This is a genomic window from Paenibacillus sp. LHD-117, from assembly GCF_030929555.1.
In the GTDB taxonomy this organism is placed as follows: Bacteria; Bacillota; Bacilli; order Paenibacillales; family Paenibacillaceae; genus Pristimantibacillus.
On sequence record NZ_JAVFVT010000015.1, the window covers coordinates 64150 to 77812 of the forward strand.

Here is a 13663-nt window from a genome sequence, read left to right on the forward strand (position 1 = left end):
CCAAACTTTTTATGTTATCGGCAACATATAATTCTGTTATAGTCATATATGTGGTCGGCAACATTTATCAGAAGGAGTGGTTATTTTGAAAAAAATGTGGAGTCCAGTGAAAGTAGGAAATATGAACCTTCCTCATCGTCTCGCCATGGCACCAATGACTCGCAATAGAGCCCAAATAGACGGAACACCTGGTGAACTCGCAGACCTTTACTATTCGCAACGTGCTTCTATGGGACTGATTATTACCGAAGGTACTCAGCCTTCTGATGATGGTCAAGGTTATTTATTGTCGCCAGGTATATATACAAAGAAACATATCGAGGGGTGGAAAAAGGTAACAGATGCTGTGCATGCAGAAGGCGGACATATTTACATCCAGTTGATGCATGCTGGTCGTATGTCCCATCCGGATAACACTCCCCATCATCGCCAAGGAGTTGCGCCATCCGCTATTTCACCTGGGGTGCAAATCTTTACTGCTAAAGGAATGCAGGATGTCCCTGCTCCACGCGCATTAAGTGAGGCCGAAATTACGACGACCATTGCAGATTTCCGAAAAGCTGCTGCTGCTGCCATCGAAGCTGGTGCGGACGGTGTTGAAATCCATGGCGCAAATGGCTATCTAATTCATCAATTTATATCTGAAAATGCAAATGATCGAACCGATCAATATGGCGGTTCAATTGAAAATCGAGCCCTATTTGCGATTGAAGTAGCAACTGCTGTTGCAAATGAAATTGGCGCAGATCGCACAGGATTCCGTATCTCTCCTGGGAACCTGGCTTATATCGGCATCGATGAAGGAGAACATGGCTTAGATGTCTACCGACACCTTATTCCTGAACTGGCTAAGTTAAACTTAGCTTATCTACATGTCATGCATACAGGAAATGATGAATTTTTAAAAGAAATTCGTGATTTCTGGTCTAGCTCCTTATTGGTAAACCGTTTTGGCAGACCGCTTGAAGACATCGATACCGATATAGAAGCCGGCATCGCAGAAGTTGCCCCTATCGGAGCATGGGCGCTGGCGAATCCCGATTTTGTTGATCGACTCAAAAAGGATGCTCCGCTTAACGAACAGGATCGCATGACATTCTTCGGCGGAGACAGCAAGGGCTATACCGATTATCCGACATTAAATAATTAATCCAATATGAGGTGGAGCTATGAAAAAAAGTAAATTATATACGATTTTAAGAGTTGTTTTTGGATTCATGCTTGTCGGTTCCGGTTTCGGGATGTTGTTCGGCTTCACGACAGATATGGAATATCCTAGCGCTTCGGCAACCGCCTTTATGGATTCAATGGACGCTGCTGGATACTTCTTCCCATTCGTCGGAGTTGTTAAAATCATTTGTGGATTAGCCATACTCTTGAATCGTTATGCAAAAGCGGCTTTGGTTGTCTTCATGCCAGTGTCGGTTAATATGGCTATCTTCCATCTTTCTTTAGATTTTGCTTCCGGCATCGCCGCCTACATGATCATTGCCCTAAACACTTATTTATTGTTTAAGAACATCGAAGGCTACCGATCAATGCTACAAATCCATTAAGGACAAGGGGCTACCATTGGCATCGATGAGCACCATCGGGCTGAGGAACTAGTTCGCTTCAATAATAAAAAAACCATGGCAAAAACCGCTTGAATATCCGCCTCTTTTCGGATATTCAAGCGGTTTTCCTTACTTTCCAACGAATACCCAGTTGCTTAATCTACCCTTTAGCTTAAAGAAAAAGGAGCAGCTGCCGGATCGCAATCTGCTCCATGGTGCATTAAACTATAGTTCACCGTTAGATAAATGCAATATGTAGCTGTTCTATCCTGAAGCAGTCTCCGATAGTCGAGTTAATTCACAGGTTTCTTGACAATGTCCTGGAAATGAGGAGGGAGATCATAAGTCTTTAAGTGGGTGTAATTAACCAGATTAACCTCAGGTCCCGCTGAGATTTCAAACATTAACCTGTCTTCTCCGACAGAAATATGTGGTCCGACAACAGGTGTCACATCGAGCGTTATTGATAAGATGAATCCACGAAATCCATTTATCCTCTTTGAGTCCACCACATCAACGAGATACGGATATACTAGCGGCGGTTCCAGCAATAAACGTTGATAATAATCCTCAACAGCATCATTGATATATGGATTTAAAAAATTCATAAGCATATCCTGTAATCTCAGCTCTTTTGAGTCTTCATGAGGAGTATGGTAACTAGTTTCGGCGTTTAATTGCATAGGAGATAGCTGGCTCAATACCACAGTTAGAAAAACAGCTATAATGATTCTTTTCATAATAATTGATTACACCTCATCCAAGTTTACAGATAAGGTGCCCAATTTTTACGTTTACATGAGTAATAATTCCACGCAATACTGCCCATTACTTCAATCAATAACGGCAGCCGATCGCGTAGTCGGCTGCCGTCAAGTCGTGTTGGAGCTATCGTTCCTCATTTAATAGCTTCCTCTTCAATATGGAAATGAACTCTGCTTCTAGCCCTGTAATCTTCATAATTGTATTTTCTTCAATTCCTTCAGCTAAAGCTTTTCGAGCAAAATGCAAAGCATATTTGTCAGTAGCCATTATTCGATGAAGGGCATTTCTATCCTCAAATGATAAGTTGTCATCTGCCGTTGTACCATCTTAATTTCACCAACTACTTACTAAGTTCGTTAACTGGAACTTCAAGATACCGCTCGCCTTTCTTGATGACAGCTAAGTTGCGACGCTTCTCTGCTTTCTTCCGGTACGCCAAGCTACTCGAAAACAAGTATTTACAGATTCTTGATACGAGGCTGGTATCATTTATCATACGTCCTCGGTGTTGAAAGAAAATACGATATTTTGAACGTTTCATGATTTTCTACTTCGTTATTCTGGAAATGGTAATGCGTAAAGAGGAAAAGGGGCTGCCCCTTAGACATCCCCTTCTTCTGGTGTTTTCATAAGCACCTGTAAAGCGTTTCATATGTTCACGTGCTTTGTTATCATTTTTCAATGTCATTCTCTTTATTTTGCAGAACCTGTTTTGCCAAATTATCTGTCGCTTCTTCGTTAATGGAATTCTTCGCAGGTACATGCTCTAGAGCATTTTGTGCATAGCTTGTTCCGGAATGATTTAAATTGGTAAAGGCAACCGGCTGCTTCTCAATATTGGAGTTGCTTAGCTGATCTTGTTTCATTTGGATCCGACCTCCATCCTATTTTAAATTCAAGTTATTTTGGATGAATTCGTTAAATAATATTCACTTCAGGGTAATTTCTCGATGATCAGCATAATATAAAAATACTCTTAAACGAAAAAATAAAGTTCAGACTACCGCTGTTTTATTGAGCTCTCGTACCCGTTAGTTTTAATGATGGGGACTTCTAGAGTCAGGGGTGTAGTGGGGATAATTCCATATCAAATTTATCGGCAATTAGAGTGTAGAACTCTGGAAACCTTGGATCTGTGGAGCTTGGTATCTCTTCAAATGTCCGTATAAATAACCCTTCCGTACCAATTGCAGTTATAATCTCACCAACTGTCCAACCTCGCCCTAAAACCTTACCCAAATCAGAGCGTTCTTCCTCGGGCAGCAATTTAGCAAAAGCTACTTCTCCTTCCTTAATACTGTCATCAAAGTAATCTCCAGATGGCTGTTTTAGATTGTATGTGTTCATCCATGCACGTGCGAAAGGATGGAAGTCAGTCAAGATAAAACGACCATTTTTCCCTAGACTACGACGAACCACAGAGAAAATAGAGCTTAGGTCTGTAAAGTAATGCAAAATACCAAACTCCATCAACACAATGTCAAATTCCCCTAGTGTCTCTTCGTTCGGGATATTCAAGACGTCAGAACATATATAGTCGAGTTCAACACCTGCGGCAGCGGCAGTCTGCATTGCATACAACCGATTTTCTTCAGATATGTCCACCACCGTAACATCAGCACCTAGTAATGCTAAAGAAATTGCCTTTCTACCGTGTGAGCCAAGGAGGTTTATAATCCGCTTACCCGTTGGATCACCAATGTACTTTAGCTAGTAACGCAAGTTATGCTTGTGATCTTGTTTCAGTTTAACCGCAAGTTCTTCTGGTGTTCCGTAATTTTTAACCCAAGCCTGATAAGCTTTTGTTTGCCACGCAATTTTGTTCGCAATTGCCAGTTTTTCTTGCATACAAATACCTCCCAGATCCATATGTTTCCTGCAGGAGATACATCTTACCATTTATGATTTAATTGTCAATATTTTTCGAACTCTACTGCCCGTTAGTTGAGAAAACGGCAAGCCATTATATCGACTGCCGCTTCTTTGCATTGACTGAGCTAATGTTCCCGTTAGTTCAACAAAGAATTAGACTAGGAGAGTACTACTCCCACGCATAATCCACAGCCACTAACTCGATGTTTTCTGGTACTATTTTTTGAAGAGACTCTACGGTTGAAAATTGCTCATCACTTGAGAATGCGGTAATAAAGTCACCATCATGCCCCACCCAAAACATAGTGGAGTTTTCAGCTAAAGTTACCACCGGAGTAATCGCCAACCATTTTGGTTTGACGAGAATGGTTCGATTTTTTCTAGTCCTTTTAATAGGGTAAGATGCCTCATATTCCCTTTCCTCTAGCCAAAAACCATCCTGTTTTAGAGACCATAAGGACAAGTTATGCATGCTTCCATTCCCATATAGATAGGGAAAATATTGATTGAATTGATGAGGAGTGCGGATAACAACCTTCACAAACAATGTATTTTTCCTGCTTCCCTTCATATAAGTAAACGCCATATTTTGCATCTGAAACAGCTCTTCGTATTCCTCTTGTTGAGAATCATAGATTTCGGCAAGGGAATAAATCGGGTAATAATATGGGTTATTCATCCATTTGCAAAAAAGTTCTTCATGGATATCACTTTGGAGAAATAATGAAAAGTCTACGATGTATTTGATCTCACCGTCAATGACAAATGGATAAGTGGATTCCGGATCTGGTACAGATATTACTTTTTCGGGCGGGAAGTAGCTTATTTCCACCTTCATTTTAATCGCCTCTTTTTAAAAAAATCCGTATAGGTAAGTTAACATACTAACACATCATTTTCTTTCCCCTAATACTATTATCTTATTCAACTAACCTCCGTTAGCATACTGAGGCTGCCGATTCAGCCGGCAGCCTCGTCCTGGGAATTATTGAGCTATCGTTCCCGTTAGCGTAATCGATTATCTCTATGAAGTCCTGAATCAGTCCTGTTGCCCTGCCTAGATAAACTCATAGGAGACACGGTCCAAGTTGACCTCTTTTTGATCGAGGAGCTCCTGCTGGTGTTACAATCCGAAACAAACCTTTTTTTGTATTTTTATTGGGAAGAGGAGGAGTTTGTTAACGTCTGTAGAAACTCAGGAATAATACAAGCTTAGGGGGATTGGAAATTGAAAATAAAAAAAAATACAGTTTGTTTGGCATTGGCAGCTTTATTGATGTTTCTTAGTAGTGCAGGAGAAAAGGAAGTACAGGCGAGTGTCAACGAATTTTTAATTGAGCCTATGTTTGAATTAGCTGGGGAATTCGAGAATGGAGTTGCACCGGTCATGCAGGGCGGTAAGTGGGGGGTCATTAACAAAGCAGGTCATTTCATAGTTAAACCTAAGTACGACGAAGTGAAATGGTTCGCCGAAGGAATGCAGGCTGTTAAGTTAGGGGACAAGTGGGGCTATATTGATCGGACTGGCAAAGAGGTGATCCAACCTCAATATGATGAGACCTATTGGTTCGAGAATGGAATGGGTCGGATTAGGAACAGAATGTATTCAGGCTATGTAGATAAGGATGGAAACGTAATCATACCGCCAGAATATCGGCATCTGTCAGATCCTAATAACGGTGTAACTGTGATCGGTAATTATTATGAAAATCCATACCTGTTTGTGAATAATAAAGGAGAGGTGATTAATCAAACGAATATACAATTGGTGATTGGTCCGATGGAAAGGATAGAAAACTATGATGGCTTCTACTGGTTTCAAGATGAGAATAATCAATGGGGCTTTATGGATGCTGAAGGAAACGTAATGGTTTCACCTACCTATGATTCAAGAGGAAGATTCAGCGATGGCTTATCTCTCGTTGAGAAAAACTTGGAATGGGAAGTCATCAATACAAAAGGAACGATTAAATATAAAATACCGGAATTCAAAGGTGACCCCACTCTCCAATCCGGGGGTTATAGTGATAAGCGTATAGTCATTCGCACTGGCGTTCAAGACTCGTGGGAATATTCATGGATTGTGTTAGATGAAGACGGAGAGGTTGTATTTAGAGCTGAAGAAGGCGAATATTACAACATATCTCGGTTCATGAATGGTTACGCTTCGGCTAGCAATAAGCATGGTAAGCAAGTGATTATCGACAGAAATGGAAACATCGTAAAGGAAACGGATTACGACCTAATATCAGAGTACGAAAATGAAATCGCATTAGTTTTCATAGGCGAAAGTATCCAGACAGGCAGAATGGGTGCAATTGATGAACGCGGTAACGAAATTATCCCTCCGGTGTACGACTTTTTGTATCGGGGGCCAAAAGGATTGTTATATGCTAAGAAGGATGGGAAATATGGTGTCATTGATAGCCAAGGAAATGTAAAAGTCGAGGTTAAGTATGCAGGCCTTGGCGATAGCGCCGACGGAGTAATAGCCGCTACCTTAGATGGGGAGAAGTGGGGATACATACTCGTACCAGGAGAGACACATGATCCAAGTCAAGTATATTGGCCACCCGTTGAGGCAAAACCAACTTCGGCTCTAGTTACAGTAGATGGGATGAAGGTTGCATTCGAAGCCTACAACATCAACGGTAATAACTATTTTAAGCTCCGCGATCTTGCGAAAGCACTTCAAAACACGAACAAGCCATTTGAAATTGAATATAACAAATCGGAGAAGACAATTAAATTGACTACTAACATGAAGTATACCGAAGTCGGAGGAGAGTTGAAGACTACGGGAGCGACAGCTAACAAAATAGGAACCGCGACGAGCTCGATGGTATTGTTGGATGGTGAAAAACTCGAAATGGTCGCTTATAACATTGGCGGAAACAACTACTTCAAACTTCGTGATCTGGGCGAAGCATTGAACTTCGGCGTGACGTATGATGAGAAGCTGAGGTTAATTGCAATCGACACTAGCGGTGTTTATATGACTGAATAAACATGTTAGGTAATGCGGTCTCCATTGAGGCCGCTTTATTTTTTTACAACTATCATAGCACTAAGGCATTTATATGGTGCTGAGACAACATTATGGATGCCTGGCCCCAGATAAAAAGACAGCGGCAGCCTTAGACGAGAAAAAGTCCTAGTCTACCGCTGTGTGATTAAACTAACGTTACCCGTTACTTTAATGCTCACCGTATTTTAAGTTATCTTGTTTCATCACCGTTTCAGCCCAGACATCAAATGAATCAAATAACTCAGTAACTGGCCAAAAGGGATCTGGCTCGACTGCGCCTCGCCAAGTTAAGTGCACTTGTGCGAATTTCCCTTCGTTGATAAGCCGAAACAGGTACTCATCCCTGTCTCTTCTTCGAGCTACAATCATAAGTATTTTATTGTACAAAACATGATCTGCGCAGACTTCTTTTCTAAGTTCCACTAAGAACTTTTCTGATTTTGAGATTTGCCAAGGATCCAGGAAAGTATCATTATTCAAAGTCAAATCACCTCCGAAGCTTCAGCTATCGTTATCCGTTAGCGTAAACTCCAAAATTAATCATTTCTTTTCGGGTCATATTCATCCTCAACTACCGGAATATAAGGGGACAATAAACTGTCCTTCTCGCAAGTTAATGCCCCACGTGCCAGTTTCCAGACTACAAACTTATTGTGATCTCTAACATCCTCATCGTCATGTATATATAAAAGTCCATATGAGCCTGGCAGGTTCTCGGATACCCATTTATACATCTCTAGTACATAATCCGAACGATGATTATGTAAGCCATTAATGACCCAAGAATTAAGTCCATTCCTTCGTTTAACAGTTGAAATTCCTTCAGTATCCGCAACTTTTAAATAGTTGATGAACTTATTGTAGGCCTTATCTTGCAAGATTTCATTCGTGTCATGAGTATGGTACCTCAACACGATCCATCCATGGAATTCAAACATTATTCATCTCCTAATCCGTGAACTATCGTCTCCCGTTAATGAAAAAGAATTTAGGAGTTGAATGCCCAAGGTCTATTCAAAAAAAATAATGGATTTCTAATCCTCTGTCATAGTACTCCCGTTCAATCTCCATCTTTGAATTCCTTAGATTTTGCAAATGACACGACATACAGGATTGAGTATCAATTAGACATGTGTCTATGTAGATAGCCATCTGCGACGGGTTTAATGACAATGCATGCTCCGCCATTTCCTTGATCCTCTGGGCATCAAATATATTCGACCTAATTTGATAACTAGAATTTTCGAGATATACCCAATTGTCAGCAAATGGATTATGCTCGTACCCACATTCGGAACACTTCATAATTCACCCTTCTTTCTGAAGATCTGCTACTTATACAATTTCTACATCATCTTGAACGCAATATTTATTATTGAATTATAGTTCTCCGTTAGCGCAGCATGGGGAACTTAGAAGTATTCTGCCTGTTCGAATAGGTTGATTAGTTGGCTTGAAGCGTCTTGTATAAAAATACGTACATTCTTTTCAGTAATGAACTTCGGCTCGATACACGGTTCTTTTTCAGGATGAGTATGCCAATCGAGAATTCTCTGTTTCCACTTTTCCACTTCTTCTTTCGTCAATAGGTTTGGAACAAAAACAGGGGGGCAATTTTGTAACCCTTCCCATGCTTGTGGTCTCCAAGGCTCCTTCCTGAATAAATTAAAATCGATTTGATCAGTCTCAGCATAATACAAGGTGCGTATGTCTTCAATTTGTTGAGAGGCTGTTTCCTGTTTAAAATCAGCGTAGATCGTATGAGTCCAAATCAAATCTGTTAATACATGCGAGACATATCCTTTCGCAAACATTGTCCATTGATTATCTTCAAGACATTCATCAATAAAAGGACGCATTTTGTATTGAAAGAAATCGTTGACTGTATAGTCTTCCTTTATATCGAAATGTGTTTTGTTTTTATCTTCTCTAGTTGAGTTCTCTCTCATGTGAATCGCATCTGGGGAAATGCTTCCTAACAAAAACTGTGGATTCACTTCCATGCCCTTTTGTTTAAAAATACGTTCTGTAATACACATATGAACCAGAGGTAATGGCATATATAAGCTCCTTTTTTCACGCTATAATGTATTTCCTTGTAAATACTTTATCACATTAAATACCACTTTCCTTATTTGAAATTTCTTTCATTCTACTAACCTGCCTGTTACTTCAACGAACAACGGCAGCCGATCGCGTGTCGGCTGCCGTCAAGTCGTGTTGGAGCTATCTTTCTCCTTAACTCAGTAATCTTGCATTTGTATGAAGACCAAGAATTTCAATAACTTCAACCAATGCAACTATTCTAGAGCCTTCCATAAAGTACCCTCAGACTCCATTTCTAATTTTATTTATTGCATCATTTTCCGCATTTCAAGGATAAGAATCCACATTCTAGCTGTCCCTTCAACTGGCACTGGTTTTACGTCGTCTAAAATGATGCTCCCAGTCACATCCTCAAACTCCGGATGTATCATATAGGTCCCGTCTTTTATGTTTTCTCCGTCATAGAAGACATCTGAACGGTAGCCCTCGAATGTTTATCTTTGTGTTCTGATCCACTCACTATTCTGATTGTCTCTCCATGCAACCCAACCAAGTGGAAGATCGTTTTACTTTACTTTCTTTAACAAGCTTGTCACCATTCTGCCCAATGTCCCTTGATCGACGAAAGGAGCAAGACTTGCCAGCAGATCCGGGCTAAGATGTTCAGCTTCGACTCCACCAATCATCTTCTCGAGACTTTCCCTGTCCAGAAAAGGTGCGAGGCTTACGATCCGGTTCGCATCGATGGTGCCGTCTACAACCCGGTCTACCGAACGACTTAATGTCTCTCTGCTAATAAAGGGTGCCAGTCCATTCACAGCATTCCAGTTCAAGCTGCCTTCTTCGGCTTGTTGTACCAACCGATCCACCTGCTCCCTATCCAGGAAAGGTGCGAGACTTACGATCCGGTTCGCATCGATGGTGCCATCTACAACCCGGTCTACCAAACGACTTAATGTCTCTCTGCTGATAAAAGGGGCCAGTCCATTCACGGTATTCCAGTTCAAGCTACCCTCTTCGGCTTGTTCTATCAGACGGCTTAATGTGTCACTGCTGACGAACGGGGCGAGTCCGGTAATGGCATCCCACACAATTTCGCCATCTTCTGCCTGACGAACCAGTTCATCCAATGTATCTGTTACGAGGAACGGAGCCAGCCTCATGATCACGTCTAACTTAAGGACGCTGCTGTCTAATCGTTCAGTAACCTTTTGCAGAGCGCTTGCCTTTACAATCGGCGCCACTTCTAAAAGCTCTTCCACCTCCACCTCTCCAGTATTGACCATCTCTGCAACTTGTTCCGTTCTGTTCTCTGCGATTTCCTCAACGATCGTTCCTAGATGCTGGTGCTCCCGATTTTCTGCGCTTTCTCCTGCATTTAAAATGTCGTCTACCGTTTTATCAAATAACCTCGCAAACTGCGGAAGTGTTCCGATATCCGGTAGCGAGTCGCCTCGTTCCCATTTCGATACCGCTTGATGACTTACATTCAGTTGATCGGCAACTTCCAATTGGGTCAGATCCTGGTCTTTGCGAAGCTTCGAAATATAAGCTCCAATTTTACGTAAGTCGAGCATCATATACCTCCGATAAAACAAAATGTACAGTGCGCACTGTCGAGAACAGCATAGCATTTCCACAAACGTCATCCTATCTACCGTTGGTTGAATTGTCACATCCGCTTTATTCAACTGCCGGTAGAATTGTCCAGATTGAAAATCGCCAGAGAGGGTAGCCGATGACCCCGCAGCATCTACGAGATCCGGAATACACCTGCCCTACACTACTTTTATCGCTTTCATTTATAGGTTTTTTCTACAGATCATTTCCATTATCCTGCCAGTTACTTCAGCGATCAGAGCAGATCACCGCGGCGACCTGCTCCAGATATTATCATTTCGCTATCGTTCCAGTTAGTGCGATGAAAAAAGTTGAAACAATCATTTCACTTTATAACTTTAATCCCTCAATAATTTCTACTACTCGTTCATCCTTAGAGGAACCTTCGTGGACATAAAATAATAGTACATTCGCTATTTGATATTTGGTGTGTGGTACAACAAGTGCCGTTGCTGTCTTATCTTCAAACTCCTTGAGTCCTTTTTCAGTTTCCTGACTGGAGGAATATACATAAAAGCTGATTAATTGATTTTCATTAATTGTATAAGTTTCAGGTTTGACTCCATGTAAAGTCCTTAAAAAAACATTTTCAGGACTTAAGCCTTTTGGCTCTGATAGCAGAATATCATGCGTCTCAAATGAATCTTTAATCTGTTCTGCCGTTATTAGTATTTCATCGTTCGTGCTTGCACCTTTCATGCACCCTGTTGTAATGAAACACAATATCAAAATAAACACAATGATTCTCAAATTTTTCCCTCCTTAAATAAATGTTGGGAACTACCTTATTAATTAGAACGCATAGTGAGAATGTTCTGTTGCAGTATCCTGCCCAATAGCTTAACGATGCTGCACGTTAAATCCGCGGCAGCATCGTGGTGTTATTTCATTGAGCTCTCGTTCTTACGTTAGCTTGAATCATCTAGGTATTCTTTTGCTTTAACCATCGTCATTAACGGTAATTTGTTTTGTTGGTGCAATAGCCTTAACTTTGTGATATCCCCATGTTTTTCAAACCAATCAAGAACCTCTTTTACCAACGAATCAAATGCCTGGTTCTGCTCAACACGACCTCTAACGTGACAAACATTTTCAGTTGGATTTTGCTCTGTCCCCAAGGCTTGAATGTACACACCAATGTTAATGTAATAATCATCCTTGCTCCACTGAGACCCCTGAACATTTAAAACCAATGTAATGTCGTCAGTCGATTTTCTCCATGTCGTCTTGTTTTTTTTAAATCCGTGTTGTTTAATAACTTGCTTTAATTGCTCAATTAATTCTTCCTTCGTTATGGCGCTCAATTAAAAACTCCTTTTTACACAAGGTTTTATAACAAGCTTGCCCACGGAACTTGTTGCGTTAAACTGCCAGTTAGCTTAAAGATGAAGCAACGTCAGTCTAAAACTTTATTTCCCCGGACTAACACTTAATTTTTCAGTCTAGGACTATATTTCTTATTATTAGGTCAACCAGAGATTTCTGGTTGGCTTTTTTTCTATTCGAAGGAATGAACCGTACGGAATATTGGAGAGTATCATGCATTAGGAGAGCAGTTTTGAACGACTGGGAGAATTGCTTGATGAATTAAAGGAACTCTCAGGCAAGGAGCCCGTTGTTGTTTTGGAAGCAACCGGCCATTACCACCGAGGGTTAGTTTTCTATCTAATACGTGGGGAGTACAAGCATTTTGAATCAATCTTCTCCAATCTAAACGTGCGAGAAACACGCAACTGCGGAAAGTAAACTCTTCTCAGCTACTGCACTTAGAGTGCTGCAGTGTTGTTGAACGGCTAAATATACAGCTCTTCGAAGTCTTTTAGATCCTCGCTTTGTTATCCGATTTCTAGAAGCTGTATACTTACCCGAACTGTAGACACTTGGATCTAGACCGGCACTCGTCATTGTGCAATGGTCAAGTTCATTTGTCAAACCGAAAGTCTCTGTAACCATTCTGATTCAGGCCTCATTATGTGTAATCCTTTTATGAGCCATTGCTTCTGCTGATCATTCATAATCGGAAGACAACTGATGAAATCATCATTATCTTTGCCTCTTGGATTCAAACCTTTAAACAGCAACTGCCATACGGGATTAACATAGGGTCTACCAGCACAATCTTTGAGGGCAAAATCAGTTATACTCATCGTTATTTCTTTATTTTTTCGGAAAAGTACGTCATTCTCTTTACGTTCAGTAAGTAAAACTTCTATAAAATCCTTTTCTCTGAAAAGATGTAGACAGTATCTAGGCAGTGATAAGTCGTTTAACTCCGCATAGCCAACAAGTCGATTTTCACCTGGAACTGCGACTTTAATATCCCATCCTTCGAAAAACCGTAGAGCTTCTTTAACATCCTCATGGTAAATACAAATATCGATATCATCATGCTCTCTTGTTACTCTACCCAATGCAATATCGACTACCCAACCACCAGCAATAAACCAAGGCTTCTGAAAACCTTTCATTTCATTCATGATAAAGTCTAAATCAGAATGAATAAATATCCCTCCTCAAAATTCTGGAGAAGCTGCCGGATCGCAATCTGCCCCATGTTGCAGTGAACCAAAGTTTACAGTTAGTTCAACGCTCAATTGATATTAAGTTAGTTGATTGCCATCTTTTTTTCTCATATTTAACCCAATACTTCTCTCCAACTACAATTAAGTCACTTATATTCAAGGATGTTGATACGTACGCATTCTGTCCACTTTCATTTTTTAATAAAATTGAGTTTCGAGTTTTCTCAACAATTGTTGCATATTCGTAAGTAACC

The 13663-nt window shown here is 40.7% G+C and carries 15 protein-coding genes and 1 pseudogene; 3 read left to right on the plus strand and 13 right to left on the minus strand.

Features of this window, described 5'->3' with window-relative positions; all coding sequences use genetic code 11:
• Positions 1 to 85: 85 nt before the first annotated feature.
• Complete coding sequence (locus RB620_RS13555; RefSeq protein WP_308095118.1) at positions 86 to 1150, plus strand: alkene reductase; 1065 nt, start codon at positions 86 to 88, stop codon at positions 1148 to 1150.
• A 19-nt stretch (positions 1151 to 1169) separates the two neighbouring features.
• Positions 1170 to 1556 (plus strand): DoxX family membrane protein, encoded by a 387-nt coding sequence (locus RB620_RS13560; RefSeq protein WP_308095119.1) that lies wholly within the window; start codon positions 1170 to 1172, stop codon positions 1554 to 1556.
• Positions 1557 to 1849: 293 nt separating this feature from the next.
• Here the strand turns inward: RB620_RS13560 and RB620_RS13565 are convergent, their stop codons facing one another.
• From RB620_RS13565 to RB620_RS13585, 5 genes are all read right to left on the minus strand, one after another.
• Complete coding sequence (locus RB620_RS13565; RefSeq protein ID WP_308095121.1) at positions 1850 to 2296, minus strand: DUF3888 domain-containing protein; 447 nt, start codon at positions 2294 to 2296, stop codon at positions 1850 to 1852.
• 696 nt (positions 2297 to 2992) lie between these two features.
• Positions 2993 to 3187, minus strand: coding sequence for a hypothetical protein (locus RB620_RS13570; protein WP_308095122.1), 195 nt, complete (start codon positions 3185 to 3187; stop codon positions 2993 to 2995).
• Between the two features lie 193 nt (positions 3188 to 3380).
• Positions 3381 to 4022: a class I SAM-dependent methyltransferase gene (locus RB620_RS13575; protein WP_308095226.1), complete on the minus strand. Its 642-nt coding sequence runs from the start codon at positions 4020 to 4022 to the stop codon at positions 3381 to 3383.
• Between the two features lie 9 nt (positions 4023 to 4031).
• Positions 4032 to 4169 carry a hypothetical protein gene (locus RB620_RS13580; protein WP_308095123.1) on the minus strand — a complete coding sequence of 46 codons (138 nt, stop codon included), beginning with the start codon at positions 4167 to 4169 and terminating at the stop codon, positions 4032 to 4034.
• A gap of 193 nt (positions 4170 to 4362) precedes the next feature.
• Complete coding sequence (locus tag RB620_RS13585) at positions 4363 to 5031, minus strand: hypothetical protein (protein WP_308095125.1); 669 nt, start codon at positions 5029 to 5031, stop codon at positions 4363 to 4365.
• Between the two features lie 390 nt (positions 5032 to 5421).
• On the opposite strand from RB620_RS13585, the gene RB620_RS13590 reads away from it, so the two are divergent.
• Positions 5422 to 7200 carry a WG repeat-containing protein gene (locus RB620_RS13590; RefSeq protein ID WP_308095127.1) on the plus strand — a complete coding sequence of 593 codons (1779 nt, stop codon included), beginning with the start codon at positions 5422 to 5424 and terminating at the stop codon, positions 7198 to 7200.
• A gap of 189 nt (positions 7201 to 7389) precedes the next feature.
• Here RB620_RS13590 and RB620_RS13595 read toward each other — a convergent pair whose 3' ends face one another.
• The 8 genes and pseudogenes from RB620_RS13595 to RB620_RS13630 form a co-directional block, all read right to left on the minus strand.
• Positions 7390 to 7701 carry a hypothetical protein gene (locus RB620_RS13595; protein ID WP_308095128.1) on the minus strand — a complete coding sequence of 104 codons (312 nt, stop codon included), beginning with the start codon at positions 7699 to 7701 and terminating at the stop codon, positions 7390 to 7392.
• 56 nt (positions 7702 to 7757) lie between these two features.
• On the minus strand, positions 7758 to 8159 hold the full coding sequence (locus RB620_RS13600; protein ID WP_308095129.1) for an Imm7 family immunity protein: 402 nt from the start codon (positions 8157 to 8159) through the stop codon (positions 7758 to 7760).
• A 474-nt stretch (positions 8160 to 8633) separates the two neighbouring features.
• Positions 8634 to 9281, minus strand: coding sequence for a zinc dependent phospholipase C family protein (locus RB620_RS13605; protein ID WP_308095131.1), 648 nt, complete (start codon positions 9279 to 9281; stop codon positions 8634 to 8636).
• A 552-nt stretch (positions 9282 to 9833) separates the two neighbouring features.
• On the minus strand, positions 9834 to 10844 hold the full coding sequence (locus tag RB620_RS13610; RefSeq protein ID WP_308095133.1) for a helix-turn-helix transcriptional regulator: 1011 nt from the start codon (positions 10842 to 10844) through the stop codon (positions 9834 to 9836).
• A gap of 373 nt (positions 10845 to 11217) precedes the next feature.
• On the minus strand, positions 11218 to 11637 hold the full coding sequence (locus RB620_RS13615; RefSeq protein WP_308095135.1) for a hypothetical protein: 420 nt from the start codon (positions 11635 to 11637) through the stop codon (positions 11218 to 11220).
• 158 nt (positions 11638 to 11795) lie between these two features.
• A complete protein-coding gene (locus RB620_RS13620; RefSeq protein ID WP_308095137.1) occupies positions 11796 to 12191 on the minus strand; it encodes a DUF4304 domain-containing protein in 396 nt (131 codons plus the stop codon).
• A gap of 481 nt (positions 12192 to 12672) precedes the next feature.
• Positions 12673 to 12783: pseudogene (locus RB620_RS13625) on the minus strand (transposase); the annotation flags it as partial.
• A 32-nt stretch (positions 12784 to 12815) separates the two neighbouring features.
• Positions 12816 to 13364 carry a nucleotidyltransferase domain-containing protein gene (locus tag RB620_RS13630; protein ID WP_308095138.1) on the minus strand — a complete coding sequence of 183 codons (549 nt, stop codon included), beginning with the start codon at positions 13362 to 13364 and terminating at the stop codon, positions 12816 to 12818.
• Between the last annotated feature and the right edge of the window lie 299 nt (positions 13365 to 13663).

Bases quoted from the DNA above. Each gene is read 5' to 3' on its own strand.
- RB620_RS13560 (WP_308095119.1), top strand. From the start codon at position 1,170: ATGAAAAAAAGTAAATTATATACGATTTTAAGAGTTGTTTTTGGATTC.
- RB620_RS13585 (WP_308095125.1), bottom strand. From the start codon at position 5,031: ATGAAGGTGGAAATAAGCTACTTCCCGCCCGAAAAAGTAATATCTGTA.
- RB620_RS13580 (WP_308095123.1), bottom strand. From the start codon at position 4,169: ATGCAAGAAAAACTGGCAATTGCGAACAAAATTGCGTGGCAAACAAAA.
- RB620_RS13565 (WP_308095121.1), bottom strand. From the start codon at position 2,296: ATGAAAAGAATCATTATAGCTGTTTTTCTAACTGTGGTATTGAGCCAG.
- RB620_RS13600 (WP_308095129.1), bottom strand. From the start codon at position 8,159: ATGTTTGAATTCCATGGATGGATCGTGTTGAGGTACCATACTCATGAC.
- RB620_RS13570 (WP_308095122.1), bottom strand. From the start codon at position 3,187: ATGAAACAAGATCAGCTAAGCAACTCCAATATTGAGAAGCAGCCGGTT.
- RB620_RS13630 (WP_308095138.1), bottom strand. From the start codon at position 13,364: ATGAATGAAATGAAAGGTTTTCAGAAGCCTTGGTTTATTGCTGGTGGT.
- RB620_RS13610 (WP_308095133.1), bottom strand. From the start codon at position 10,844: ATGCTCGACTTACGTAAAATTGGAGCTTATATTTCGAAGCTTCGCAAA.
- RB620_RS13605 (WP_308095131.1), bottom strand. From the start codon at position 9,281: ATGCCATTACCTCTGGTTCATATGTGTATTACAGAACGTATTTTTAAA.